Here is a 24598-nt window from a genome sequence, read left to right on the forward strand (position 1 = left end):
GGCGTCACGGCTTCCTCGCGATGAGGCCCAGGCACGATGCCTCGGCATCGGTGTACAGGGGCGCGGGCGGTTCTTCCGGGGTGTCGGGGGACCAGCGGTTGACGGGCAGGATGCCGGGCGGCAGCAGGTCGAGGCCGAGGGCGTCGACGAGTCCGGCGAGTTCGCTCTCGTCGCGGGCGTGCGCGGGCAGGCCCTGGCGGTGGTAGAGCCGGGCGGCGGCCTCGACCTCCGCGGGGGCGAACTCGGCGGTGATGTGGCTGAGGATGAGGTGGCTGCCGGCGGGCAGTGCGTCCATCAGGGCGCCGACGATGCGCCGCGGGTCGTCCTCGGGGGTGATGAAGTGCATGATCGCCACGAGGTTGACGGCGACGGGCCGGGCGAGGTCGAGGGCCGGGTCGGCGCCGGTCATGCAGGGGTGGCCGAGGATGGTCTCCGGGCGGCGCAGGTCGCCCTGGATGTAGTCGATGCGGCCCGCGGCGGTGGAGTTCATCAGGGCGCGGGCGTGCGCGAGCACCACGGGGTCGTGGTCGGTGTAGAGGATGCGCGCCGCGGGGCGTACGGCCTGGGCTATCTCGTGGACGTTCGGCGAGGTGGGGATGCCGGTGCCGACGTCCAGGAACTGGTCGACGCCGAGGGCGGCCAGCCGCTCGACGGCCAGGTGCATGAAGTGCCGGTTGGCGCGGGCGAACTTGCCCACGCTGGGCCAGACCCCGACGACCCGCTCGGCGGTCTCCCGGTCCGGCGCGTAGTGGTCCTTGCCGCCCAGGTAGTAGTCGTACATCCGGGCGGTCTGCGGCTTGGTGAAATCGATCTCGGGCGGGGTCCAGGACGTCCCGGCCACGGTGCTCAGCCAGGCCGTCTCGCCGCTCTCGGTGGTCACATGCGCTCCGGATTACGCCGTCGGATGATCCGCACTCTGTCACACCCGGTGCGGTTTGTCTCGTACTCCCGTTCCCGTGCGCTCAGTTGGGAACACCGCGGAACGCGCGGGGAGCCGCCGCCCGAAGTCCAGTTGACAAGATGTCCTGACAAACCCCTTGCCCCCGCTCCCGGACTGGCTTAGAAAGGTCGGTCGTGAGCCCTCGTCAAGCAGGGCTCACCACGTACGTCAAGGGGAGGCCATCGGTGACGAACTCGGCGCAGGGGGACAGAACGGAGCCCGCAGGGGCACAGGACGCGGACCGGTCAGGGCCGAGCCGGCGGCTCGTCTCGGCCGCACTGGTGTCCGGCATCGTCGGTACGGCACTGGGCGCGACCGCCCCGTCCGCGTGGGCGGACGACTGGAGCGTGCCGCGCCCGCGCAAGGCGCCGCCGGGACGGCGGGACCGCGCCCACAACGACGTGCTCTTCGTCGGCGCGCACCCGGACGACGAGTGCGGCAACCTCGCGACCTTCGGGCAGTGGCGGGAGCAGCACGGGCTGAGCACCGGCGTGCTCACCGTCACCCGCGGCGAGGGCGGCGGCAACGCGGTCGGCCCGGAGGAGGGCCCGCCGCTCGGCCAGATGCGCGAGGACGAGGAGCGCGAGGCGGTCGGCCTCGCCGGCATCGACAACATCTACTACCTGGACAAGCCCGACTTCTGGTACACCCTGTCCGGCCCGCTGACGGCCGCGATCTGGGACGTGGACGACACGCTGGAGCGCGTCGTCCGGCTGATCCGCGCCACCACGCCCGACACGGTCGTGACGATGGACCCGCGCCCCTTCAACCAGCACGGCGGCCACCAGTTGTCCGCGCGGCTGGCCATCGAGGCGTTCTTCCTCGCCGGCGACCCGCGCGCGTTCCGCTCGCAGATCACCAAGGAGGGCTACCGCCCGCACCGCCCGCGGCTGCTGCTCGCGCAGAACTACGGCTTCGGCAGCCTGCTCGGCCCGGACGCCCCGAAGCAGCGGCGCACGGACCGCGCCAGCGGCCTGCCCGTCTTCGGCGTCTTCACCGGCACCCCCAGCAAGGAGTACGGCACGAGCTGGGCGCAGGTGGAGCGCAACGCCGCCCGCAAGTACGTCACGCAGGGCTGGGCCGCGCGGCCGCCGCAGGTGCCGACCGACCCCGAGCAGTTGGGTTCGGACTGGTACACGGTGCTGGCGGCGAACGGCAAGGCCGTGAAGTCGAAGGTGCGGTCCCAGGGCGAGCTGCGCCCGCTGTACGCGGAGTTCCGCGACTGGACGGAGCGCGTCGGGCTGCCGTGGCTGGCGAACGACACCCAGCCCACGTACCCCGCCGCCCCGGCCACGACGATCCCCGAGGTCGCCACCGCCCCCGTGCTCGACGGGGTGGAGCGTCCCGGCGAGTACCCGGGCCCGGAGCTGCCGCTGGTGCACTGGGAGGGCGAGAAGGTCGGCGCGGAGGACATCTCGGCCACGGCGAAGCTGTCGCGGCACGGTGACGACCTGTACGTGTTCGTCAAGGTCACCGACGACCGCAGGGGCACGGCGCTGGAGGAGAGCGACGCCAAGCGCCACTGGCGTACGGACGCGGTCGAGATCACCCTCGACCCGCGTGGCACCGCCGACGACACCTCGACGACCTTCAAGACGGGCATCTTCCCGTACACCGCGAACGGCGGCGGTGCGGCGGCCGAGCGCGACGGCGACAACCGGCAGGGCCCGGCGGCCACCACGGCGCCCGGGATGCGGGTGGTCTCGGCGGTCTCGGACCCGTACCGGGGCTACACGATCGAGGCGAAGATCGCGCTGGCCGACCTGCCGGCCGCGGCGGACCCGGAGAAGTTCGCGCTCAACGTGCTGGTGTACGACTCGGACACCGACGACAAGACGGGTCAGACCCGGCTTGCGTGGTCGCCGTTCGGCAGCGCCCAGGCCGACCCGTACGTCTGGGGCACCGCGACGCTGGAGGGGTACACCCCGCCGGCGGACCGGCCCACGGAGCCGGCCGAGCCGGAGATCCCGAAGGACGCGGCACGCAGCGAGGACTCGCCGGCATCGGTGGCGCAGTCGCGGCGTACGGGCGTCCCGCTCGCGGTCGGCCCGCGCCCCCGCCGCTGACGCGGCGCACGGGCAACGGCAGACCGGCAGACCGGCAGACCGGCAGAAGGACAAAGGCAGAAACAGCAGGAGGACGGGCCGGCTCCGGCCCGGCCGAAGCCCCCGGCGGGCGCGCGCCCTTGACGCGCGCCCGCCGGGCGTACGCCCCGCGCCCCGCCCGCCCCGGCGGGGCGCGGACCGCACTTCCCGGGCACCCCGGGCGCCCCGTTCGGAGGGGTGCTCCGCCGGTATCGTGAGCCGCATGGTCACGGACACCAAGGACGCTCAGCGCGGCGAGGAAATACTCGCCGTCTTCGACTCCGCATTCGGTGAGCTGCTCGCCGCCGATCCCGCCGCCTTCCGGCTCAAGTTCCGCAAGATGGCGGCCTCGGCGTTCGCCTTCTACCGCGGGACCGCCGCCCTCTACTACCACGACCTGGAGGCCGGCGAGCGCGGCGACCCGTTCCTGACCGAGCAGACCGGCCGGGTCTGGATCCACGGCGATCTGCACGCCGAGAACTTCGGCACCTACATGGACGCCAACGGCCGGCTCGTCTTCAACGTCAACGACTTCGACGAGGCGTTCGTCGGCCCGTTCACCTGGGACGTCAAGCGGCTGGCCGGCTCGCTGGCGCTCATCGGCTACACCAAGGCGCTCAGCGACGGCCAGATCTCCGGCCTCGTCCGCGCCTACGCCGGCGCCTATCGCGAGCGCATCCGCGCCCTCGCCGCCGGCGCCAAGGACGACGAGGTGCCGCCCTTCACCCTCGACACCGCCACAGGACCGCTCCTCGGCGCGCTGCGCACCGCCCGTGCGCACACCCGCTTCGGGCTGCTGGAGTCGATGACGGAGGTACGGGACTTCGAGCGCCGCTTCACCTCCGGCGGCGGCGCCATCGAGCTGGACGCGTCGACCCGCGCCCGGGTGCTCGACGCGTTCGAGGGCTATCTGGAGACGCTGCCCTCCGGCGGCCGGGAGCGGCGCCCGGACGCGTACCGGGTGAAGGACGTGGTGGGCCGCCGGGGCATCGGGATCGGCAGCGCGGGGCTCCCGTCGTACAACATCCTCCTCGAAGGGCACAGCGACGCCCTGGAGAACGACATCGTCATCTACATGAAGCGCGGCCAGACCCCGGCGGTGGCGCGGCACGTCACCGACCCGGCGATCCGCGGCTACTTCCACCACGAGGGGCACCGCACGGTCATCTCGCAGCGCGCGCTGCAGGCCGCCTCCGACCCGTGGCTGGGCTGGACCGAGCTGGACGGGGCGGGGCAGTTGGTCGCGGAGGTGTCTCCGTACGCGGTGGACCTGGACTGGTCGGACATCGACGACCCGGAGCAGGCCGCGGCCGTCGTGGGCGACCTGGGCCGGGCCACCGCCACCATGCACGCGGCGGCGGACGTGGCGGAGAGCGGGCACTCGCTGGTGCCGTTCTCGACGGAGCAGGCGATCGACCAGGCGATCTCGGCGGACGCCGACGGGTTCACCGAGATGCTGGTGGACTTCGCGCACGACTACGGCGTACGGGCGCGGGCGGACCACCAGATCTTCGTCGACCTCTTCCGCAACGGGCGGATCTCCGGCCTCTGAGGGAAGCCCCCGGTTTCCACGACGGCCTCCTGACGGCGGAACACGGCGGCGGCACAGGGCGCGTACGCGGACGGCGTGCGCGCCCTGACGTGTACGCGTCCCCTTGACATCATTATTGGTCTGGACCAACCTGTCCCACGCGCATCCCCGCCAGGCCCCAACACCCCAAGCCGTGGAGGCAGTTGTGGACCGATTCCCGCGCTTCTCCAGACACCGTTCCGGCCGCAGCGCCCCGCTCGCGGCCCTGCTCGCCGCGCTCGCCCTGCTGGCCGGCGCGCTCTCCGGCACCGCCGCAGGGGCCACCGCGCCCGAGGCGGCCGCGGAGCCCAACCTCGTCCGCAACGGCGGCATCGAGGCCGGTCTCGACGGCTGGAGCTGCTCCGCCGGCAGCGGCTCCGCGGTCACCAGCCCGGTGCGCAGCGGTGCGTCCGCCCTGCGGGTCCAGCCGTCGGGCGGCGACCAGGGCCAGTGCACCCAGACCGTGCCCGTGCGCCCCAACTCGCAGTACGCGCTGAGCGGCTGGGTGCAGGGCGCGTACGCCTACCTCGGCGCCCGCGGCACCGGCACCACGGACGTCGCGGACTGGACCCCCGCCGCGAGCACCTGGACCGAGCTGAACACGTCCTTCACCACCGGCCCGAACACCACCTCGGTGACGGTCTACACCCACGGCTGGTACGGCCAGCCCGCGTACCACGCCGACGACCTCACGCTCACCGGACCCGGCGGCGACCCGGGCACCGCCCCCGCCGCCCCCTCGGGGCTCGCGGCCGGCGCCACCACCGCCACCTCCGTCACGCTGTCCTGGGGCGCGGTGAGCGGCGCGACCGGCTACACCGTCTACCGGGACGGCACCCGCGCCACCTCCGTGACCGGCACCTCGGCCACCGTCACGGGGCTGACGCCCAGGACCGCGTACCGCTTCGAGGTGACCGCCACCAACGCCGCCGGCGAGTCCCCCAGGTCCACCGCGGTCAGCGCCACCACCGGCGACGGCGGCGGCAACCCCGGCGGCACCCTGCCCCCGCACGCCCTCGTCGGCTATCTGCACACCAGCTTCGCCAACGGCTCGGGCTACACCCGGCTCGCGGACGTCCCGGCGAGCTGGGACGTCATCAACCTCGCCTTCGGCGAGCCCACCTCGTCGACCTCCGGCGACATCCGCTTCGCGCTCTGCCCGCAGACCGAGTGCCAGAACGTGGAGCCGGTGGCGGACTTCAAGGCGGCGATCAAGGCCAAGCAGGCCGCGGGCAAGAAGGTGCTGCTGTCCATCGGCGGCCAGAACGGGCAGGTCCAGTTGACCAGCACGGCCGCGCGCGACGCCTTCGTCCGGTCGGTCGGCGGCATCATCGACGAGTACGGGCTCGACGGCGTCGACATCGACTTCGAGGGCCACTCGCTCTCGCTCGACAACGGCGACACCGACTTCCGGAACCCCACCACCCCGTCGATCGTCAACCTGATCTCGGCGCTGAAGACGCTCAAGGCGAAGTACGGCGAGCGGTTCGTGCTCACCATGGCGCCGGAGACGTTCTTCGTGCAGATGGGCTACCAGTTCTACGGCACCGGCCAGTGGGGCGGCCAGGACCCGCGCTGCGGCGCGTACCTGCCGGTGATCCACGCGCTGCGCGACTCGCTCACACTGCTGCACGTCCAGGACTACAACTCCGGCCCGATCATGGGCCTGGACAACCAGTACCACACCATGGGCGGCGCCGACTTCCACATCGCGATGACGGACATGCTGCTCACCGGCTTCCCGGTCGCGGGCAACGCCGAGCGGTTCTTCCCCGCGCTGCGGCCCGACCAGGTGGCCATCGGGATGCCGGCCAGCACCCAGGCAGGCAACGGGCACGTGTCGACCGGCGAGGTGAACAAGACGCTGGACTGCCTGACGAAGGGCAGCAACTGCGGCTCGTACCGGACCCACGGCACCTGGCCCGGCATGCGCGGGCTGATGACCTGGTCGATCAACTGGGACCGGTACAACAACTGGGAGTTCAGCAGGAATTTCGACGCCTACTGGCCGTAGGAGGGCCGGAGCCGGAGACGTGCGCCGGCCCCGGGCGGCCGGACGCGCGCCGCGCCCGCCCCGCGGATTCGCGGGGCGGGCGCGGTCGGGCCGCCGGGCACTCGGCCCGCGGGCAGCGGCCCGCCGGTCCCGTGTGGGGCCGGGACCGGGCTCGGCCGGCGGCCGGTTCCGGGCGCGGCCCGGAACCGGGTCCGGCTCAGCCGAAGTTGCGGTCCACGCGGGCGGCTTCGTTCGCGTTCGGGTAGGCGTTGCGGCAGGAGGTGCCGGGGCCGCCGCCGGACATCAGTTCGCTGCACGGGCCGCTGTAGTTGTCCGGCAGGCCGAGGATGTGGCCGGTCTCGTGGGTGACGACGCGCAGCGAGTAGTACTGCTGCGTCTGGCGCAGGTCCAGGAAGACGTAGCCGTGGCCGCGGCCGTCGGTGACGGCGTGGCTGCCGCGCGGGTCGTTGCCCTGGCGGTAGCTGAAGTCGCCGGAGCCGGAGGTCTCGGCCAGCGTGATGTTGTTGGTGGCGTTGTTCCAGATCTGGGTGCTCTGGGATATGTCGCCCTGGTAGTTGGGCGCGCTGGCGTCGTTGTACGTGATGGTGATGGCCTGGTAGCCGGGTTCGGCCGCCTGCTTCTCGCGCGCCTTGTCCCGGATCATCTCGAAGAAGGCCCGGTTCTGCGCCTGCTGTTCCTTGTCGTGCCCGACATACGCCGCGGAGGCGGTGGCCTGCGTCGTCTGCCGGTCGTGGTGGTCGGCCGCGGGTGCCGGGGAGGCGGCCAGGCCGGTCAGCGCCAGGCCGAGGCCCAAGGCGGTCGAGACCAGTCTTCCGGAGAGCTTCATGGGGGTTTCTCCTCACGAACGATTGGTCGGTCGGTCGGTGAGGAGTCTGCGGGCGAAGAGGTGGCCGGGGGCAGATCTCATCCGGTGATAGCGGCGTGCGATCCCACCCCCGCCGGCGCCCGCCGCCGGGGCGGAACGGCGCATAGGTGTAGTGCCCCTGACAAATAATTGCGGCTATGCTCCCCGCGTGGAGCTGGAGTTGAGGCATCTGCGCGCGCTGTGCGCGATCTCCGACGCCGGAAGTGTGCACGGGGCGGCCAGGTGGCTCGGAGTCTCCCAGCCCGCCCTGACGGCCCAGTTGAACCGCATCGAACGGGCCGTGGGCGGCCGGCTGTTCGTACGCGACCGGTCGGGCTGCCGCCCGACCCCGCTCGGCCGCTCCGTGACGGCCCGCGCCCGGCCGATCATCGCCGAGATGTCCACCCTGGTCAGCGAGGCGCGCGAGGAGGCCCGCGCGCTGGAGAGCGGGCCCCGGCTGCGGCTGGGCAGCACCGCGAACCGGGCGGTGGCCGGCTGGCTGTGCCGGCTGCGCGGGCGGTTCCCGGACACGGACGTCTCCATCCGCGTCGACCCGTCGCCGAACTCGCTGCTGCGGATGGTCGCCGAGGGCCAGCTCGACGTCGCGTTCGTGCACGAGGTCACCGGCTGCCCGCTGCGCGTACCCGACGGCGTCGGCCAGCGCACGCTGCTCTGGCGCGAGCCGCAGTTCGTCGCGCTGCCCGCGGCGCACCCCGCGGCCGCGGGCGAGGAGGTGGCGCTCGCCGACCTCTGCGGGCACCCGTGGGTCATCGACCCGCACGTGGACGGCGAGTGGCACGGCATCCGCCGGATGTTCGCCAGCGCCGGTCTCGAGCTGCGGGTCATCCAGGGCGACTATCTGACGGGCGCCGACCTGGTACGGGCCGGGGTCGCGGTCACCCCGTGCCAGCCCACCTCGACGCCGCGCCCCGGCATGGCGATCAGGCCGCTGCGCGGCGACCCGCTGACCGTACGGCTGCTGCTGGCCGCCCGGGCGGCCTCGACCACCGACGGCGAGTTCCACGCCGTCTACAGCGCGCTGGAGGACGCCTACCGCGAGGCGGCCAGGTCCACCGAGACGTATCTGCGCTGGCTGCACCGCAACGACAACCCGCTGCTGCTCACCTGACGCCAGCTGACGCCGGCCCGCCCGCACCCCTCCGTGCCTGGCCGCGGGCGCGCAAGCCGGTTTACTATCCCTTTACCCTGGTGTCGGAGACACTCGACAGGAGACACTTCCGGCACCCCGCCGACGATCACGAAGGAGCAGCGGTCCCGCAATGGGCGAACCTCCCAGTACCAGCCGTGCCACAGCCCGCCGGAGAACGAGCGACGGGGCGGGGGTGGCACGGTGACCGAGATCCTTCTGCTGCTCGCCGCCCTGGCCCTCACCCTGGCCTGCGCGATCTTCGTGGCGGCCGAGTTCTCCCTGACCACCGTCGAGCGCGGCGACCTGGAGCGGGCCGCCGCCGCGGGTGAGCGGGGCGCCGAGGGCGCCCTGAAGGCCGTCCGCCGGCTCACCTTCCAGCTCTCCGGCGCCCAGCTCGGCATCACCGTGACCTCGCTGGTCATCGGCATGCTGGCCGAGCCCTCGCTGGCCACGCTGCTGCGCGGCCCGCTGGAGGCCATGGGCCTGGGCGGCACGGCGCCGCCGGTCGCGACGCTGCTGGGCGTGGCACTGTCCACGGTGGTCCTGATGGTGATCGGCGAGCTGGTGCCGAAGAACTGGGCGATCGCCCGGCCGCTGGCCGTGGCGAAAACCGTGGCCGGGCCGCAGCGCGGCTTCACTGCCGCCTTCGGCCCGTTCATCCGCCATCTGAACAGCACCGCGAACCGCGTCGTGCGCCGCGTCGGTCTCGAGCCCGCCGAGGAGCTGGCCTCGGCCCGTACGCCCGACGAACTGGTCTCGCTGGCCCGGCACTCCGCCGCGGGCGGTGCGCTGGAGCCGGACTCCGCCGAGCTGTTCGTCCGCACCCTGCACCTGCACGAGCTGACCGCGGAGAACGTCATGACGCCCCGCGTCGACGTCAAGGCGCTGGAGTCCGGCGCCACCGCCCTCGACGCCGCGAACCTCGCCCACGCCACCGGGCTGTCCCGCTTCCCCGTCTACGCGCACAGCCTGGACGAGGTCGTCGGCACGGTGCACATCCGCGACGTGCTCGCGCTCGAACCCCGCACCCGGGCCGCGACGCCGGTCACCGAGCTGGCCACCGAGCCGCTGCTGGTGCCCGAGACGCTGCCCGCCGACCGGCTGCTGGAGCAGTTGCGCGAGCGGCGCACGATGGCCGTGGTCATCGACGAGTACGGCGGCACCGCGGGCGTGGCCACCATGGAGGACATCGTGGAGGAGGTCGTCGGCGAGGTACGCGACGAGCACGACCCGGTCGAGCTGCCCGACCTGCAGCCGGCGGGCGTCGGCGCGGACGGCAGGCCCACCTGGGACGCCGACGGCAGCGTCCGCCTTGACCAGCTCGCGGAGCTGGGCCTGGAGGCCCCAGAGGGGCCGTACGAGACCGTCGCGGGGCTGATCGCCACGCTGCTGGCCCGCATCCCCGCCAAGGGCGACGCGGTGCACCTCGCCGGCTGGCGGCTGGACGTCCTGGCCGTCGAGCACCACCGCGCCGACCGGGTCCGGATCACCGCTCCCGCCGAGGACGCGGCCGCTGCCGCGCCGCCGCGCCGGGCCGCCGCGCCCGACCAGCGCCGGCCCGCGGAGGAGGTGCGCCGGTGACCGCGCTGCAACTGTGGATCGGCGCCCTGACGCTGGTCACGAACGCCTTCTTCGTCGGCGCGGAGTTCGCGATGATCTCCGTGCGGCGCAGCCAGATCGAGCCGCAGGCCCGCCGCGGGCACAAGCGCGCCCGCATCACGCTCTACGGCCTCGAACACCTCTCCGCGATGATGGCCACGGCCCAGCTCGGCATCACCGTCTCCTCGCTGGTGCTGGGCGCGGTCGCGGAACCGGCCATCGCGCACCTGCTGGAGCCCGGCTTCGAGGCGTCGAACGTGCCGTCCGCCGCGGTGCACCCGATCGCGTTCGTGATCGCGCTGACCGTGGCGACGTACCTGCACATGCTCATCGGCGAGATGATCCCGAAGAACATCGCGCTGGCCGCGCCCGTGCCCACGGTGCTGCTGCTGGGCCCCCCGCTGGTCGCGGTGACCCGGGCGCTGCGCCCGGTGGTCTTCGGCATCAACGCCTTCGCGAACGTGCTGCTGAAGCTGCTGCGGGTGGAGCCGAAGGACGAGGTGGCGGCGGTCTTCACCGACGACCAGCTCGCCCGCATGGTCACCGACGCCAGCCAGGCCGGGCTGCTGGAGCCGGCCGACGGCGAGCGGCTGCGGGACGCGCTGGAGCTGGGCACCCGGCCGGTCGGCGAGATCCTGGTGCCCGCGGGCACCATGACGACCGTCGAGGACACCGTCACCCCGGCGCGCCTGGAGCGGCTGGCCGCCGAGGCGGGCTTCTCCCGCTTCCCGGTCACCGACCGGGGCGGCGCGCTGCTGGGCTACCTGCACATCAAGGACACCCTCGGGGTGACGGAGCGGGACGCACCGTTCCCGCGTACGGCGCTGCACCCGATGACGCGGGTGGCCATCGACACCCCGCTGGACGACACGCTGACCGCCCTGCGCGCCGCCGGCAGCCATCTGGCGGCCGTCACCGGCGACCAGGGCCGGGTGCTGGGCTTCGTCACCATGGAGGACGTCCTGTCGGAGCTGGTGGGCCCCGCACCGGCCGCGGCCTGAGCGCTCGCCCGCCGGCCCCGCCCACCGGCTCCCGCCGGGGGTACGGGCCGGCGGGCGGGCGGCGGCGCGCGGGAAAACCCCTCGTGTGCGGGGACCGGCCGCGGTACGGTCGCGCTCTCGGCGACGGCGGGAGGCGGCTCATGCACGGTCCGCCCTCCGGCGCGCCCGCGGACGCCCCCGTACCCCCGGCACCCGGCGTCGAGCTGTTCTGCGACGAGTCCGGCTACGAGGGCGAGAACCTCGTCGGCGGCATCACCGACGTCTTCGCCCACGCCGCTGTGACGGTCCCGGCCGCGGACGCGGCTGACTGCATCCGCGAGCTGCGAAACCGCATCCGCTCCCCCGCCACCGTCTACAAGGCGAACCACCTCCAGCGCGAGAAGCACCGCGGCACGCTGCTGTGGTTCCTCGGCCCCGGCGGGCCGCTCCCCGGCCGCGCCCGCGTGCACCTGACGGAGAAGTCCTTCTTCGCCGTCGCCCGGATCGTGGACCTGCTGGTGTCGGGCACGGACCCGGCGGACGCGGCGGCGATGCTGCGCGGCGCGCACGCGCGCGGCCCCGCGGGCGAGCTGTACCGCGCGGGCCCGCGCCTCTACGGCGGCGAGCGCTGGCGGGCGTTCCTCGCCGCGTTCAACGAGCTGATGTGGATCAACACCCGCCGGGGCGCGGAGACCTCGGCGGACGGCTTCTTCGGGCTGGCCGGCGAGCTGCACCGGGCCGGGGCGCCGGGCGAGGCCGGGCGGCTGCTGGGGCTCGTACGGCAGGCGCGGCCGCGGACCGAGGCGCTGCGTGCCGCGCTCCTCGAAGACCCGCGGACCGTGCCCGCGCTGGACTCGCTGCTGCCGGCGCTGGCCGCCGCGGTCGCGTACTGGGGGCGGGACGGGGCGCCGGTGACGGTCGTGCACGACCGGCAGACGGCGCTGACGGACGAGCGGGTGGCGCGGCTGTACGAGGTGTGCCGGCCGCCCCGGGCGCGGCTGCGCGGGCTGCGCTTCGTCGACGCCGAGACCGATCCGCGGGTGCAGCTCGCCGACTTCCTCGCGGGGATCGCCCGCAAGCGGGCCTCCGACGCACTGGCCGGTCTCGCCGACCCCGAACTCGACGAGCTGCTGCGCCCGTACGTCGCCCCGGACTCGGCGTGGGGCGACGCGCGGAGCTGGGCGCTGCTCGCCCCCGCACCCGCGCCCCGGGCGGGCCTCACCCCGGCGTGAGGGCGCCCGGGCCCGGGGCTCCCGGGTGCGGGCTCAGCGGGGTGTGGCCGCCAGCCGTACGGCAAGGCCGGCGAAGACCGTGCCGCTGAAGATGTTGAGCCCGCGCGCCAGCCGGCGGCTGCGGCGCAGCGCCCGCGACAGCCGGCCGGAGAGCAGGCCGACCGAGCCGTCGACGCAGAAGCCCACGATGACGCCGATGATGCCGAGGAGGAGCAACTGCAGCGGCAGATGGCCGCGGCCGGGGTCCACGAACTGCGGCAGGAACGCGATGTTGAACATGATGACCTTGGGGTTCAGCAGGTTGGTGATCATTCCCTGCCAGAACGCGCGGCGCGGCCGGGGACCGCTGCGCCCGCCGTCGGCGCCGGCCGCCGCGTCGTCCTCGCCGCCGGGCACGGAGCGGTCCCGGAAGGCGCGGATCGCGAGGTAGAGGAGGTAGGCGGCGCCGAGCCAGCGGAGCACGTGGTAGAGCACCGGCAGCGCGCCGAAGAGCGCGGAGAGCCCGAGGGCGGCGGCGCAGGCGTGCACGAGCATGCCGCAGGCCACGCCGGCCGCGGCCATCACGCCCATGCCGGAGCCGCCGCGCCCGCCCATGGCCACGATGAACATCATGTCGGGGCCGGGGGTGATGGAGAGCACGAAGATCGCCACGACGAAGGCGGCGAGGAGGGACAGGTCGACCATGGCGGCGATACTGGCACCGCGCCGCCGTGCCGGGCGACCGAATTCCGGATGCCGGGACGCGCCGCCGCGGGACTGTCGCCCGGCCCTCGTACACCGCCTCCGCGAGTCCTGCGCACCGTCGCGGCATATGCCATCCGCGGTCCCGGACGACCGCGGAACGCTCGCTGAACGCCCGCGTCCGCGGGGCAGCTTCGCCCCCCGTGCCGCAGCCGTCTAATGTGGTCTGCCACGACCACCCCGGACCCCGGTGGGCCGTCGCCGGAGCACGAGCGAACCGCCCATCGCCGGGAGCAAGTCCCGGTGCGCGCCCACGCTCGACCGGGAAGCACTCCCGAGTTCAGCCCACGTGCCCGGATGCGGGCAGCGGGTCGCGCGTGACCTCCGGCGGCACGTCCGGCCGCACATCCGGCCGGCACAGCAGCCGTGAAACGAGGTGACGACCCCATGCCCGAGGAGTCGCGAGAGGAAGGTCTGGCCGCCGCGTTCGTGGACCTGGCCGACACCCTCGACAGCGATTTCGACGTCGAGCAGCACGCGCGCAGGCTAGCGCTGCACTGCGCCGAGTTGGTCGACGTCAGCGCCGCGGGCGTCGTCCTCGCCGCCGACGACGGTGCCGCGCTGACCGCGTCGGCCTCCGACGAGCGCGCGCACGCCCTGGAGGAGGCGGAGGTGGAGTGGGGCGAGGGCCCCGCCGTGGACTGCTTCCGCACCGCGAGACCCATGCCCGCCATCGCGCTCGCGCACGCGCGGGCCCGCGCGGACTGGCCCCGCTTCACCGGCCGGGCGCTGGAGCTGGGCTTCGCCCTCGTCGCCTCCGCGCCGATGCAGGTACGGGGCCAGACGGTCGGCGCACTCACCCTCTTCCGGGACCGGCCCGGCACCCTGCACGCCGCGCAACTGCGGCTGGGCCAGGCGCTCGCCGACGTCGCCACCCTCGGCATCCTGCAGCAGCGCGCGCTGGCCGAACAGACGGCGGTCGCGGCGCAGTTGCAGAACGCCCTCAACTCCCGCATCGTCATCGAGCAGGCCAAGGGCGCGCTCGCCCAGCGCCGGAGCATCGCCGTCGACGAGGCGTTCCGCCTGCTGCGCGGGCACGCCCGCAACAACCGCAGGCCGCTGGCCGACGTGGCCCGCGAGGTGGTCGAGGAAGGGCTCGACCCGGCGCCGCAGGACGGCTGAATCCGGCCCCTGGGACGGCCGGTTCCCGCCGGCCGGCTCCGGTCCTTCGGTCCGGTCCGTCGGCAGGCACGCGCGCCGGGGGGCGCGGGGCCGGCGGGCGGAGACCGGGGACAGCGGAGGCCGGGCGGGACTCAGGACAGGGCGAACGTCGGCGGCACGCTGGGCAGTTCCATCGCGGCGTCCAGGAACCGGTCCTCGCGCGGCGGCAGGAACTGCAGCGTGCTCGCGTGCGCCGGTCCTTCCGCCGTCATCGCCCACATGCACAGCATTGCCGCGGGACGCCCCGCGGGACCGGGCGACGCCTCCAGCGTGGCATAGCGCACCGGCGCCCCCAGCGGCGCCGTCACCAGCACGAAGTGCGCCTCGGGCGGCGCCACCGCGGGCGGCAGCGTGACGAGGACGGAGTCGTGCCGGACGAGCCGGCCCACCGGCCGTTCGTCCGACTGCTCCCCGGCGGGCAGCCCCGCCCCCGCCTGCCGCCACAGCGCCCGCAGCTCGGCGTCGAGCGAGCCGTCGAGCGCGGCGGCGAGCAGGCGCTCCGGTGCGGTCAGGGCGAAGTCGCGGAGCACGGCGTGGGCGAAGGCGTAGTGCTGGCGTCGGGCATCCGTAGGATTCATACATCAGTTCTATCCGAGCCCACTGACAACGCCCCTCCGCCCGGCGGCCGTTCGCCCGCGCGAACGGCCGAACGGCCGCCCGCCGGCTCAGGGCAGGGTGAGCCCGTACGCCTGGAGTGCGGGGACCACCGGCTGGTAGAAGGTCGTCCCGCCGCTGACGCACGAACCGCCGGACACGATCAGCCCGAGGGCCGTGCCGCCGGAGTAGGCGGGCCCGGCGCCGTCGCCAGGCTCGACGCAGACGTTGGAGCTGAACAGGCCGAAGACCACACCCTCCGGGTAGCTGACGCTGATGTTGAGCGAGAGGACCGTGCCGCAGTGCACGCCCGTGGTCCGGCCGGCGTGGCAGATCTGCCGCCCGACGGAGGGCTGGGCGGCACCGGTGATCTGGATCGCACCGGTACCGGCCGACACCTGGCTGGGGTAGGTGAAGGCGGGGTTGGTGTAGCGGATCAGGGCGAAGTCGCCGCCGGGGAAGTTCACGCTCTCGGTCCTGCCGACCTCCACCGTCCTGGCGGGGTCCACGTACCAGACCGGTCCTGCGGCGTCGGCGCAGCGGCCCTGCATCAGGGCGTAACGCTCCCCGCCGCGGCCCGCGTTGAAGCCGACCGGGCAGGACGGCCCGGTGCTGCTGTAGAGGACGTCGCCGCCGCGGACTGCCTGGGCCTGCGCCCCGGCGGCGGGCGGGGCGAGGGTGGTGAGCACGGCGAGGAGCACGGCGGCCAGAACGGCCGCCACCGGGGTGAGCCTGAGGGGGGCGGGGTGCGGGGTGAGCGGAGCGCGACGTAAGTTCACGGATCCTCCCGTCGTGGGGTCGGCGACCGCATTGTCGCGCAGGGCCGACTGCCCCGTACAGCAGAGCCGTTCGGCCCTATTCGGGTGCGTATCGCCCCGGGCATGCTGGATCCGCCTCGGCGAGCCGTGGCGTGGGGGGTGAGAGCCGATGCGGCGCGGAAGCCCGCGCCGCATCGGCTCGCCTTCGTCTTCGCCGTCCCTCCCGCACGGCCGGCCGCCGCGCGCGCCTCGCCGGCTAGGGTCTGTCGTTTGGATCTTCGCCGGGCTCGCGACGCCTGGCACCGCACCTCGCGGCGTTGTCGTCGGTCGACGACGCTCCGCGTCGACTCCCTCCTCTGCCTTGCGATGCACGGCACCAGCCGCCGCTCCCTGATCCGACAAGATCCAAACGACAGACCCTAGCGCTCGGAGGGCCCCGCGCTCCCCTGCCGCCAGTGCGGCTCCACCCGCGCCCAGTCGCGCTCCCACTCCTCCGCGCGCCTGCGGTCGAGGCGTACGCGCACCACGGTCCTGGACCCGAACGCCAGGCACCCCACCACCCCGGCCGCCCCGCCGGCGGCCACGGCGCTCTGCACGCCGGTGTCGCCCGCGGGCGGCGGCGGGTCGACGGCGTGCCGGCCCGCCGCGTCCGTCCAGATCTCCGCCTCCGCGCCCTTGAGCAGCCCGGCGGACACCGGCGTACGGCCCGTGCGCGCCCGCCCGTCCACGTCCCGCCAGCGGACCTTGGTGGCCACCTCGCCGCCCGACCACGCGTCGCCCCGCAACATCGTCAGCGGCGGCGCGTCCTCCAGCAGCACGGCTGTCGTACGCTGCCGCTCCGCGCTGCGGCTGCTCAACTCCTCGTGGACGGCGGCCGCGGAGGCCCAGGCGGCCGCCGTACCGCCGAGGGCGAACACCGCGAAGGCGCCGAACGTCACCCAGCCCTCCAGCACGTCCGTACGCCGTCTGAAGGGGTTGCGCCGGCTCCACACTCTGCGTACCGGGCGGTCCCCCTCGCACCCCATGCCCGCTCCCGCGGCCATCGGCACCCCCCATCCGCTTCCCTCGCGCCCGGGTAAAGGCTCTCCCACCGACTGTCGCACTTCGGTCCCCGTTCGGCGAGAACCGGGCGGACGCCGGCGCGCGGGTCGTAGCATCCGGGTGCCCGCACCGTGCCGGTCATGGGCCCGTTCGGCCCTACCCCCGGGGCACGGCGGCCAAGGACGATCGAGCCAGCCGAGCAGGACTGAAAGGTGCCCGACGTGACAGTGGAAAGGAAATTCTCGGCGGCCCGGCCCATCAGGGTCTTCCTCGTCGACGACCACGAGGTGGTCCGGCGCGGCCTGCGCGACCTGCTGGAGGCCGAGCCCGGCATCGAAGTGACCGGCGAGGCGGGCACGTTCGCGCAGGCGCTCGCCCGCGGCCCCGCGCTGCGGCCCGACGTCGCCGTACTGGACGTCCGGCTGCCGGACGGCGACGGCATCGGGGTCTGCCGCGAGCTGCGCTCGCGGATGCCCGAGCTGGCGTGCCTGATGCTGACGTCCTTCGACGACGACGACGCGCTGCTGGACGCCATCATGGCGGGGGCCTCGGGGTACGTGCTCAAGCAGATCAAGGGCGGCGACCTGGTCTCCGCGGTACGGACCGTGGCCTCCGGGCAGTCCATGCTCGACCCCGCCACCACCGCCCGGCTGATGACGAACCTGCGCCGTGACGACGTCCCTTCCGCACCGGAGAACGAGGTGCTCGCCGGCCTGTCGCCGCGTGAGCTCGACGTACTGGAGCTGATCGGCGAGGGCCTGACGAACCGGCAGATCGGCCAGCGGCTCTACCTGTCGGAGAAGACCGTCAAGAACCACATCTCGCGGCTGCTCGCCAAGCTCGGCGTGGAGCGCCGCATACAGGCGGCGGTGCTGGCCAGCAAGGCCCACCGCCCGCCGGGCGCGTGACGCCCGCCGTACGCACCCGCCGCGGCCCGCGCGCCGCGCCGCTCACCCCCGGCCGGGGTCCTGCCCGCTCCCGTCCGTGCCGTCCGCGCCGTCCTCCGGCCCGTCCGCCCGCTCCTCCGGGCCGCCCGGCTCCCGCGCCGCCCGGCGGTCCAGCGGCACCCGCCACACCAGGCGCGTACCACCGCCGGCCGGCGGGTCGAGCATCAGCTCGCCGCCGAGCTGCCTGGCCCGCTCCGCGATGTTCGCGAGGCCGCTGCGCCGCCCGCCGGCCGGCAGGCCGCGCCCGTTGTCCGTCACCGTGAGCGCGACCAGGCCCTGCCCGGCGATCACCGTGATCTCGACCGACGACGCGCCCGCGTGCCGGGCGGCGTTGGACAGCGCCTCGCCGAGCACCGCCACGAGGTGGTCGGCCACCGGCGCCGGCACGTCGGTGTCGAGCAGCCCCTCGGTGCGCAGCACCGGCGTGAACCCCAGGGTGGCGACCGAGTCCTTGACCTGGCTGAGCACGCGCAGCCGCAGGCCCTGCGCGGTCGGCCCGTGCTCGTGTCTGCGCAGGCCGAAAATCGTGGTTCTGATGATCTTGATGGTCTCGTCCAGGTCGTCCACCGCGCGCAGCAGCCGCTCGGTGCCCTCCTCGTGGGTCACGAAGCGCACCGCGCTCTGCAGCGTCATGCCGGTGGCGAACAGCCGCTGGATGGCCAGGTCGTGCAGGTCCCTGGCGATGCGGTCGCGGTCCTCGAAGAGCGCGAGCTGCTCGGCGTCCCGGCGCCGCTGGGCCAGCTCCATGGCCACCGCCGCCTGCCCGGCGAAGCCCACCAGGGCGTCGGTCTCCTCCGGGCCGAAGCGCTCGCCGCCCGCCTCCCGGCCGACGAGCAGCACGCCGCGCAGCCCGTCGCTGGTGCCCAGCGGTACGGCGACCGCCGGGCCGATGCCGTTGGCCGGCAGCACGCTGTTCCGTACCCGCGGGTCCTTCGTCACGTCGTCGCTGATCGCCAGCTCGACCCTGGTGAAGGCGGCGCCGGACAGCGTCCCCTTCATCGGCATCGTGCGCCCTTCGAGCACGTCGGCCGCGGTGCCCTGGGCGAGCACGATACGCAGTTCGTCGGCGCCCTCGGCGGGCAGCGCGACGGTGCCGAGGTCGGCCTTGAGGATGCTGCGGGCCCGGTCGAGCATCAGGCCCAGCACCTCTTCCTCCTGGGCGCCGGAGAGCAGGGTGTTGGTCACCTCGCCGCTGGCCTCGATCCAGCGCTGCCGGCGGCGGGCCTCTTCGTACAGCCGGGCGTTCTCGATCGCCACGCCCGCGGCCACGGCGAGCGTCGACAGGACCGCCTCGTCCTCGCCGTCGAACTCCTTGGCGCTGCGCTTCTCGGTGAGGTAGAGATTGCCGAAGACCTCGTCGCGGACCCGGATGGGCACGCCGAGGAAGGAGTGCATCGGCGGGTGGTTGGCCGGGAGGCCGTACGAGGACGGGTGGTCCTGGAGCTCCTGGATGCGCAGCGCCTCGGGGTGCCGGATCAGCTCGCCGAGCACGCCGTGCCCCTGCGGCAGCGGGCCGATCTCCTCGTACTCCTCGACGGAGATCCCCACGGGGATGAACTGCGCCAGCCGCTCGCCGTGTTCGATGACGCCGAGGGCACCGTACTCGGCGTCCACGAGCACCACCGCGGCCTCCACGATCCGCCGCAGCACCTGGCGCAGGTCCAGCTCCCTGCCGACCGTGAGCACCGCCTCCAGCAGGCTGTGCACCCGGTCGCGGGTGCCGCGCACCTCGTCGATGCGCAGTTGCAGCTCGTCCAGGAGCTGGTCGAGCTGGAGGCGGGGCAGGTGCCCGCCGCCGTGTCCGCTTGTCGCCATCGCATCCCCCCACAGGACCCCGGGTGGTCAGACAGCACCTCCCCGCACCACGGTAGCCACGTCGTCACGCTCCGGGAGCCTTTCCCGGTCACCCGAATGCACGATGCGGCGCGGGCCTGCGGAAAGCCTCACGGAGTGTGGACACCGGCGAGGCTCCCGGCCGCCGGGCCCGCGGCGGGGGTCCCGCTCGGCGGGCGGGCGGCCGGGATGCGCCCTTACCGTGGGCATATGGCAGAGAACGAGACCCTGGCCCTGCACGCCGCCGCGCTCGATCAGTTCACCCGGCACGTCCACCAGGTCGGTCCCGACCAGTGGGGTGCGGCCACGCCGTGTACGGAGTGGAGTGTGCGGGATCTCGTCAACCACATGACCGTCGAGCAGTTGTGGGTGCCGCCGCTGCTCTCCGGCGACAGGGTCGAGGGGGTGGGCGACGAATACGAGGGCGACCAGCTCGGCGACGATCCGGTGGAGGTCTGGGACGGCGCCTCCGCCGAGGCCCGCGCCGCCTTCGCGGAACCGCTCGCCCTGGCCCGCAGGGTGCACCTGAGCTACGGGGACAGCTCCGCGGAGTCGTACTGCCTGGAGATGGCCGTGGACGCGATCGTGCACTCCTGGGATCTGGCCCGGGGCATCGAAGCCGACGACGTACTGCCCGCGGAGCTGGCGGAGTTCGCGCTGGCCCAGGTGGAGCCGCAGGCCCGGATGCTGGCGGCCAGCGGGCTCTTCGCCGCCCCGGTGCCGGTGCCGCCGGACGCGGACGCGCAGACGCGGCTGCTGGGGCTGACCGGGCGCCGCGCCTGAGCCGCGGGGCCCTGCGGCGGGGCTACGTGTCCGTGCGCTGCGGGGCGGTGAGGATCGTGCCCTGCGCCACCGCACACAGCTCGGGACCGCGCTCACCGTCCGCGGCGGCCCGGGTGTCCGCGGTGTCCCCGGTGGCCGGCCCCACCGCGTAGATGTCGCAGCGGCAGACGGCCTGGCGCCGGCCCGCGTGCACCACGTACGCCTCGGCCCGCAGGGTGCCGTCCCGCGCCGGGCGCAGGTACTGCACGGAGAAGCCGCCGGTGAGGACCGCGGGGCCGAGGACCGTGCCGGCGGCGAAGGTCAGCGCGTTGTCGGCGGCGTAGGCGAGCAGCCCGCCGTGCGCGTAGCCGAACTGCTGCCGCAGGTCGTCGCGGATGTCCACCTCCAGCGTCGCGGCACCGTCCGCGAACGCGGTGATCCGCGCGCCGAGCAGCCGGCTGAACGGCTGCTCGTCGAGCACCTTCTGCGCGAAGTCGATCCCGAGGTCCGTCATGTGACCCCACGGTAACGGCTGTTGCGCCGCGCCCCTAGCTTGTTCTTTGCCCTGGGCGGTCTGTAGCCGGGCAGGGCGGGCCCATGAAGGCGTCGAGCTCTTCGATGATCTTGCGGAGTTCGCGGGCTCCGCGAGGCGACATTGCCCGGATCACGCCGCCGAGCAGGTCGCGGGCTTCGAGTGGGTTGCCGCAGCAATACCAGTGCACGTTGCCGAACTCGTCGTCGTGCCAGAGCTCGCGCTCCGGGCGATGGACGTAGTCCCGCCAGAGGCGCAGTGCCGCGCTGGTGTCCCCCGGCCGAAGGTAGTTCCGCGTGCGTTCAAGGCGAACGATCTCGGACAGTGCTCGCGGGGAGAGGCGGTCGATGGCCGGCCTCGAGTTCTGTGGCTCATGCCGGTCCGGGATTCCGGCCCGGATGCGTCCTGGCCGTCTACGCGGCATGGACCTTTCGGTTGGTCGTCATGCCGTACATGGTGCCACGATCCCGCAGCGGACCGCTGGACCTGGCTCCCGGCCGTCGCCCACCCGGCTCCGCCTGGCCCGGCCACCCGCACCGGCGACTTCTGGCACACGCCCTAGCCGCGCTCGGGTTCGCGGAGTTCGACCCAGGTGCACTTGCCGCGGGGCAGCAGGTCCACGCCCCAGCGGTCGGCGACCTGGTCGATGAGGAACAGCCCGCGGCCGCTGGTGTCCATGTCGCGTACGGGCATCAGGCACGGCAGCGCGCGCGAGGGGTCGCGCACCTCGATGCGGATCCGGCCGCGCCCCCGCGACATGCGCAGCCCGAACGTGCGCGCCCCGGTGTGCCGTACGGCGTTGCCGACGAGCTCCGAGACCAGCAGCACGGCGTGCTCGGCCAACCCCGGCGACATGCCCCAGTGCCGCACGACGACCGCCTCGGCGAGCCGGCGGGCGGCCCCGGCGGACTCCGGCCGCGACGGCAGCCGCACCTCGCCGACCGCGGGGTTGCCCCAGTGCTCCATCGGTCCCGGCGCGGCGGTGCCCGAAGCACCGTCGGCGGGGGCCGCGGTGGGGAAGCGCCGGTAGGCGGGCGAGGGCAGCGGCCGCAGCAGCTTCCTGCGCGACCGCCGTACGGCGAGGGTCTCCGGATGTGCCGGCTCGTCCCGGTGGAGTTGCTGGATGTCCTCGAGGCCCGCCATGGCCTCATGATGGCGCGGGCGGACGTCTTTGGGAGCATTTCCGCGCCAACAAGTCCTGCGGAAGCCTACATTCCGTGAGCGCTCTCAGGCATATGCCAGAGCTACGTGGCCTCGGCCCCACCCCGCTGAACTGCGTAAACTCCCCGGTGCCCGGCCGCCGCCGGACCCCAAAACGCCCGAATCACCGAAGTCTTGCTTCCGGCGTCCACTACCCCCGGGCGGGGGTAGTGGTCACGGAGCGTCGCCGGGCGCCCGGGGCGGCGGCACCCGCCTGGCGGGCGCCGGCGGGCCGGCTCAGCGGAACTCCGCCTTCCCCGGGCCCTGCTCCACGAAGCTGCGCATCCCGGTCTCCCGGTCCTCGGTCGCGAACAGTCCCGCGAACCAGCTCCGCTCCAGCGCCAGCCCCGTCTCCAGGTCCGTCTCCAGACCGTGGTCCACCGACTCCTTCGCCGCCCGCAGCGCCATGGCGGGCCCCTTGGCGAGCCGCGCCGCCCAGGCGTGCGCCTGCTCGTACACCTCCGCGTCCGGCACCACCCGGTCCACCAGACCGATCGTCAGCGCCTCCGCGGCCTTGACCATCCGGCCGGTGAAGATCATGTCCTTGGCCCGCGAGGGCCCGACCAGCCGGGCGAGCCGCTGCGTGCCGCCCGCGCCCGGGATCAGCCCGAGCAGGATCTCCGGCTGGCCCAGCTTCGCGCCCTCGCCCGCGATCCGGATGTCGGCGCAGAGCGCCAGCTCGCAGCCGCCGCCCAGGGCGTACCCGTTGACCGCGGCGACGACCGGCTTCGGCACCCGCGCCAGCGCCGTGAACGACTCCTGCAGACCGCGGCTCCGCGCGACCATGGCCGCGTGGTCCATCGCCTGCATCTCCTTGATGTCGGCGCCGGCGGCGAAGACCTTCTCGCCGCCCCACACCACCAGGGCGCGCACGTCGTCACGGCCGGCCGCCTCGGCGGCGAGTTCGCGGATACGGTCCTGGACGGCGATGTCCAGGGCGTTCATGGGCGGGCGGTCCAGGCGCAGCGTACCGACGCCCTCGGCGACCTCCAGGTATGCAGTCATGCCACCACACGTTAGCGCTCATTAACGCCGCGGGGCCCGGTGCGCTTGCTCACACACCGGGCCCCGAGTGCCGTCCGTCCGGATCATCCGGCGGCGCGGCGATCGCTCTCGTCCGTCACTGCGGTGCGGTCCACTCCTCCCAGGACATGTTCCAGCCGTTCAGGCCGTTGTCCGGGGCGATGACCTCGTCCTTGGCGTTCTTGACCTCGACCACGTCACCGATGAGGGAGTTGCGGAAGAACCAGGAGCCGGGCGTCGACTTGTCGCCGCCGCCGCGGGCGTCGTACAGGCCGATGCAGCCGTGGCTGGCGTTGGCCGAGCCGAACGTGGCCTGTCCCGACCAGTAGTTGCCGTGGATGAAGGTGCCGGAGGTGGAGAGGCGCTGCGCGTGCGGTACGTCCTTGATGTCGTACTCGCCGCCGAAGCCGACCGTGTCGCCGTCCATCCTGGTGACCTCGAGCTGCTCGGTGATCACCATCTTGCCGTTCCAGGTCGGCGTGGACGGCGCGCCCGTGGTGACCGGGATGGTCTTGATGTTCTTGCCGTTGCGCTCGACCTTCATCTTCTTGCTGTCGGCGTCGACCGTGCTCACCTGGCGGCGGCCGATCTCGAAGCCGACGTCCTTGTGCTGCTCGCCGTAGACGCCGTCCGCGCCCTCGACGCCGTCGAGGCGCAGGCTGAGCGTCACGTCCGTGCCGGGCTCCCAGTACTCCTCGGGGCGGAAGTCCAGCCGCTGGTTGCCGAACCAGTGGCCCTCGATCTCCACGTCGGGGTCGGCGGTGACCTCGATGGCCTCCTCGACCTCCTTCATGTTCGAGATCGGCTGGTTGAAGTTGAGCGACACCGGCATGCCGACGCCGACGGTGCTGCCGTCCTCGGGCGTGAAGTGGCCGATGAAGGTGTTCTCCGGCACGACGGTGGTGAAAGTGGTGTCCTTGGCGGACTCCAGCCCCTCGGAGTCCTGCGCGACGGCGTGCACCTTGTACTTGGTCTGGGTACGCAGGTGGCCGGCCGGCTTCCAGACGGCGCCATCCTTCGAGATCTCGCCCTTGACCTCGGCGCCCTTCTCGTCCGCCACCTTCACGGAGACGAGCTTGCCCTTGTCCGCGGTCACCTTCAGGTCGCCCTGGGTGCCGACCGCGTCGGCGCCGTCCTTCGGCGTGATCTCGACGACGGCCCGCGAGACCTTCTGCTCCTCGCCGCCCGAGCCGGAACCCCCGGAACCGCCCTTGCCCCCGTCGCCGTCCCCGCCGTCGGAGCCGCCGCACGCCGTCACCACGACGAGCACGGCTCCGGTCAGCAGCGCCGACAGGCTGTGCCGGGTACGTCCCCTTCGTATCCGCTCCACCTTCAACGCCGTATTCTCCCCTCGGCCACACCGAGCCAGAAGTCCCCCGCGCGTGGTCCATGCGCGCCTTTGCGTTCAAGGTATCCCCAGCCACGGAGTTGTGACGCCGCACGATTGTCACCGTTCGGTCCCAACTGGTACGCGCTCCAAAGGCGCTTGCCGCGCGGTAATCCGGTGGCGCCCCGGGAGCCGCCGGGTGACACTGCAACCCGATGACCTCCTCTTCCGCCTCTTCCCCGCCCCCGTCCCCCCGCCCACAGGAC

21 protein-coding genes are annotated in these 24598 nt (G+C 73.6%); 10 read left to right on the top strand and 11 right to left on the bottom strand.

Features of this window, described 5'->3' with window-relative positions; genetic code table 11:
* Positions 1–4: 4 nt before the first annotated feature.
* On the bottom strand, positions 5–880 hold the full coding sequence (locus ACFYVJ_RS23655; protein WP_388894757.1) for an SAM-dependent methyltransferase: 876 nt from the start codon (positions 878–880) through the stop codon (positions 5–7).
* 245 nt (positions 881–1125) lie between these two features.
* Here ACFYVJ_RS23655 and ACFYVJ_RS23660 point away from each other — a divergent pair, with 245 nt between their 5' ends.
* The 3 genes from ACFYVJ_RS23660 to ACFYVJ_RS23670 all read left to right on the top strand — a co-directional run bounded on the left by ACFYVJ_RS23660 (position 1126) and on the right by ACFYVJ_RS23670 (position 6608).
* On the top strand, positions 1126–3006 hold the full coding sequence (locus ACFYVJ_RS23660) for a sugar-binding protein (protein ID WP_388894760.1): 1881 nt from the start codon (positions 1126–1128) through the stop codon (positions 3004–3006).
* 241 nt (positions 3007–3247) lie between these two features.
* Positions 3248–4576 (top strand): DUF2252 domain-containing protein, encoded by a 1329-nt coding sequence (locus ACFYVJ_RS23665; protein ID WP_388894763.1) that lies wholly within the window; start codon positions 3248–3250, stop codon positions 4574–4576.
* A 184-nt stretch (positions 4577–4760) separates the two neighbouring features.
* On the top strand, positions 4761–6608 hold the full coding sequence (locus ACFYVJ_RS23670) for a chitinase (protein ID WP_388894766.1): 1848 nt from the start codon (positions 4761–4763) through the stop codon (positions 6606–6608).
* Positions 6609–6804: 196 nt separating this feature from the next.
* On the opposite strand, the gene ACFYVJ_RS23675 is transcribed toward ACFYVJ_RS23670, so the two are convergent.
* Entirely contained in the window at positions 6805–7434 is a 630-nt protein-coding gene (locus tag ACFYVJ_RS23675) for a snapalysin family zinc-dependent metalloprotease (RefSeq protein WP_388894769.1), read from the bottom strand.
* A gap of 199 nt (positions 7435–7633) precedes the next feature.
* Here ACFYVJ_RS23675 and ACFYVJ_RS23680 point away from each other — a divergent pair, with 199 nt between their 5' ends.
* The 4 genes from ACFYVJ_RS23680 (at position 7634) to ACFYVJ_RS23695 (ending at position 12413) form a co-directional block, all read left to right on the top strand.
* Positions 7634–8581 (top strand): LysR family transcriptional regulator, encoded by a 948-nt coding sequence (locus ACFYVJ_RS23680; RefSeq protein WP_388895052.1) that lies wholly within the window; start codon positions 7634–7636, stop codon positions 8579–8581.
* Positions 8582–8803: 222 nt separating this feature from the next.
* A complete protein-coding gene (locus ACFYVJ_RS23685) occupies positions 8804–10183 on the top strand; it encodes a hemolysin family protein (RefSeq protein WP_388894771.1) in 1380 nt (459 codons plus the stop codon).
* Positions 10180–11202 (top strand): hemolysin family protein, encoded by a 1023-nt coding sequence (locus ACFYVJ_RS23690; RefSeq protein WP_388894774.1) that lies wholly within the window; start codon positions 10180–10182, stop codon positions 11200–11202. The genes ACFYVJ_RS23685 and ACFYVJ_RS23690 overlap by 4 nt, the downstream gene beginning before the upstream one ends.
* 140 nt (positions 11203–11342) lie before the next feature.
* Positions 11343–12413, top strand: coding sequence for a hypothetical protein (locus tag ACFYVJ_RS23695; RefSeq protein ID WP_388894776.1), 1071 nt, complete (start codon positions 11343–11345; stop codon positions 12411–12413).
* Positions 12414–12446: 33 nt separating this feature from the next.
* On the opposite strand, the gene ACFYVJ_RS23700 is transcribed toward ACFYVJ_RS23695, so the two are convergent.
* On the bottom strand, positions 12447–13097 hold the full coding sequence (locus ACFYVJ_RS23700) for a LysE family translocator (RefSeq protein ID WP_388894779.1): 651 nt from the start codon (positions 13095–13097) through the stop codon (positions 12447–12449).
* Between the two features lie 444 nt (positions 13098–13541).
* On the opposite strand from ACFYVJ_RS23700, the gene ACFYVJ_RS23705 reads away from it, so the two are divergent.
* A complete protein-coding gene (locus ACFYVJ_RS23705) occupies positions 13542–14276 on the top strand; it encodes an ANTAR domain-containing protein (RefSeq protein ID WP_388894782.1) in 735 nt (244 codons plus the stop codon).
* A 131-nt stretch (positions 14277–14407) separates the two neighbouring features.
* On the opposite strand, the gene ACFYVJ_RS23710 is transcribed toward ACFYVJ_RS23705, so the two are convergent.
* The 3 genes from ACFYVJ_RS23710 to ACFYVJ_RS23720 all read right to left on the bottom strand — a co-directional run bounded on the left by ACFYVJ_RS23710 (position 14408) and on the right by ACFYVJ_RS23720 (position 16692).
* Positions 14408–14893 carry a hypothetical protein gene (locus ACFYVJ_RS23710; protein WP_388894785.1) on the bottom strand — a complete coding sequence of 162 codons (486 nt, stop codon included), beginning with the start codon at positions 14891–14893 and terminating at the stop codon, positions 14408–14410.
* A gap of 87 nt (positions 14894–14980) precedes the next feature.
* The gene (locus ACFYVJ_RS23715) at positions 14981–15631 is read right to left on the bottom strand and encodes a S1 family peptidase (RefSeq protein WP_388894787.1); all 651 of its coding nucleotides are present in this window, start codon (positions 15629–15631) and stop codon (positions 14981–14983) included.
* A 455-nt stretch (positions 15632–16086) separates the two neighbouring features.
* Positions 16087–16692, bottom strand: a complete 606-nt coding sequence (locus tag ACFYVJ_RS23720; protein ID WP_388894790.1) for a hypothetical protein — start codon at positions 16690–16692, stop codon at positions 16087–16089.
* 228 nt (positions 16693–16920) lie between these two features.
* Between ACFYVJ_RS23720 and ACFYVJ_RS23725 the strand changes: the two genes are divergently transcribed.
* Positions 16921–17616, top strand: coding sequence for a response regulator transcription factor (locus tag ACFYVJ_RS23725; RefSeq protein WP_101421329.1), 696 nt, complete (start codon positions 16921–16923; stop codon positions 17614–17616).
* A 42-nt stretch (positions 17617–17658) separates the two neighbouring features.
* On the opposite strand, the gene ACFYVJ_RS23730 is transcribed toward ACFYVJ_RS23725, so the two are convergent.
* On the bottom strand, positions 17659–19470 hold the full coding sequence (locus ACFYVJ_RS23730) for a GAF domain-containing protein (RefSeq protein ID WP_388894793.1): 1812 nt from the start codon (positions 19468–19470) through the stop codon (positions 17659–17661).
* Positions 19471–19698: 228 nt separating this feature from the next.
* On the opposite strand from ACFYVJ_RS23730, the gene ACFYVJ_RS23735 reads away from it, so the two are divergent.
* On the top strand, positions 19699–20271 hold the full coding sequence (locus ACFYVJ_RS23735; protein WP_388894796.1) for a TIGR03086 family metal-binding protein: 573 nt from the start codon (positions 19699–19701) through the stop codon (positions 20269–20271).
* A gap of 22 nt (positions 20272–20293) precedes the next feature.
* Here ACFYVJ_RS23735 and ACFYVJ_RS23740 read toward each other — a convergent pair whose 3' ends face one another.
* The 4 genes from ACFYVJ_RS23740 to ACFYVJ_RS23755 form a co-directional block, all read right to left on the bottom strand.
* Entirely contained in the window at positions 20294–20764 is a 471-nt protein-coding gene (locus ACFYVJ_RS23740; protein WP_388894799.1) for a PaaI family thioesterase, read from the bottom strand.
* 576 nt (positions 20765–21340) lie between these two features.
* On the bottom strand, positions 21341–21925 hold the full coding sequence (locus ACFYVJ_RS23745; RefSeq protein ID WP_388894802.1) for an ATP-binding protein: 585 nt from the start codon (positions 21923–21925) through the stop codon (positions 21341–21343).
* Between the two features lie 294 nt (positions 21926–22219).
* Positions 22220–22987: an enoyl-CoA hydratase/isomerase family protein gene (locus ACFYVJ_RS23750; protein WP_388894805.1), complete on the bottom strand. Its 768-nt coding sequence runs from the start codon at positions 22985–22987 to the stop codon at positions 22220–22222.
* A gap of 115 nt (positions 22988–23102) precedes the next feature.
* Positions 23103–24341 (bottom strand): Ig-like domain-containing protein, encoded by a 1239-nt coding sequence (locus tag ACFYVJ_RS23755; RefSeq protein WP_388894809.1) that lies wholly within the window; start codon positions 24339–24341, stop codon positions 23103–23105.
* Positions 24342–24598 lie beyond the last annotated feature (257 nt).

The sequence above is a fragment of the Streptomyces sp. NPDC004134 genome (assembly GCF_042874195.1).
Taxonomy (GTDB): Bacteria; Actinomycetota; Actinomycetes; order Streptomycetales; family Streptomycetaceae; genus Streptomyces.